The 1,489-nt window shown below is 38.2% G+C and carries 1 protein-coding gene; it reads right to left on the bottom strand.

Features of this window, described 5'->3' with window-relative positions; all coding sequences use genetic code 11:
• Nucleotides 1-70: 70 nt before the first annotated feature.
• Nucleotides 71-1,411: an IS4-like element ISHaha1 family transposase gene (locus BMZ06_RS20275; protein WP_089755051.1), complete on the bottom strand. Its 1,341-nt coding sequence runs from the start codon at nucleotides 1,409-1,411 to the stop codon at nucleotides 71-73.
• Between the last annotated feature and the right edge of the window lie 78 nt (nucleotides 1,412-1,489).

Genomic DNA, 1,489 nt, shown 5'->3' on the forward strand with positions numbered 1-1,489 from the left:
AATTACACATATTTCCAATTAAGGTTATATGGACTCCTAAAGGAGTCCGCAATAAAAACAAGGGGATCTTTTATTTATAAGTTAATCCTAAAACATCGAACGGACTTTCATGTTTTTCTTTGTGGTCTTTCCTGCCATGTCGCCTAGCGTTTTCGAAGATGGCTTCTAATATTTCTACGACACTCTTCGAATCAGATTGTATTGGAGACACTAGATATGGCAAAGCCTGTTTCACAATATCCATGCACTTATATTCACTTGCTTCTATTCGGTGTTTCCAATATAAATAGTGACGACATTGGAAAGTCACCATCGAAGAGAGAAGAATCTCAATTAACGTTCCATATAAATGACATTCCAATCGATCCTGATTTATTTTTCGCACATCATCCATTTCAAATAGTGATTTCCAAGCTTTAAATAAGATCTCTACCTGCCACCTAATGGAATACAAAGGGTAAAGGTCTTGAGCGGCCAAATCTTCCTGTGTTACATTGGTCACAAGAATTTGAATTTGAGTTCTTTGATTGGCAGAAAGGGTCTGGTGACCTTTCTGCCTTTTTAAATGTAACGCTCTTTCCCGTTGCTTTTGTTGTTGAAGCGTAAGCTTCTGAGCTACAATGCGAGCCACATAGGAACTTCGTGAGTCTCCTCCCACTTTTATAAATCCATAATCAATGGTTTCTCCCGAAACCTTATGTTTCAGATCTTCCTCAGGCTTAATTTGTGTCCAACCTTCTTTCGAACTCCCGGTCCAAAACTTGGTTTGGCTCGGCACTCTGCTAATGAAAAATGCCCCTTTATTCTCCATTTCCTTTATTAATCTTGCCGAATAATAACCTAAATCCCGTAACAGTAGATCCCCTGGTTTCAATGACTCCATCTGATCACGTGCGGCATCTTTATCACTTTTAGCTTCTGCTTGAATCTTATGGTAGAGTAACTTGCCCCTGAGCCATTCATATTCTAGTTGTACTTTAACTCCATGCCCTTGTACTCCTGGATAATCTGAATAAGAGCTGGGCAGACGAAAAGATGTGGCATCCATAATTCTAAGGCGTGAGAATAATGAATGATGTTCCAAAACCGACGAAGTTATTTCCTGCTTGTCGGCTAATTGCTTATATACTTGTTTTAGAAAGGAAACCGCTTTACCATTAAAACGTTCATGTAAAGCTTGTTTAGAGATAAAAGTATGGAATTCGTAGGAGATTTGGCTACATAAGTTAGGTAAGGTGTTTTTCCCTACGGAATCTTTTAAGAGGGTGCATAAACTTAAGAATGCTTCTGGTTTAAGTTTACTGGACCGTTTCAAAAATCCCGTTTCTTTAGCTGTTTGTCGTAGAGAATGATCCCCTAAAGTTTCTGTAATAGCTTGAGCCATAGACCGAAGGTGTTTATTAAGATCCATAAAATTATCCTCCTTTAGAAATTTCATCTAAAAGAGTAACGTTTATAAGGGAGTTACGAAATTGTAGAGCTTAGCTTG

It is taken from the genome of Halobacillus alkaliphilus, assembly GCF_900113125.1.
GTDB classification, from domain to species: Bacteria; Bacillota; Bacilli; order Bacillales; family Halobacillaceae; genus Halobacillus; species Halobacillus alkaliphilus.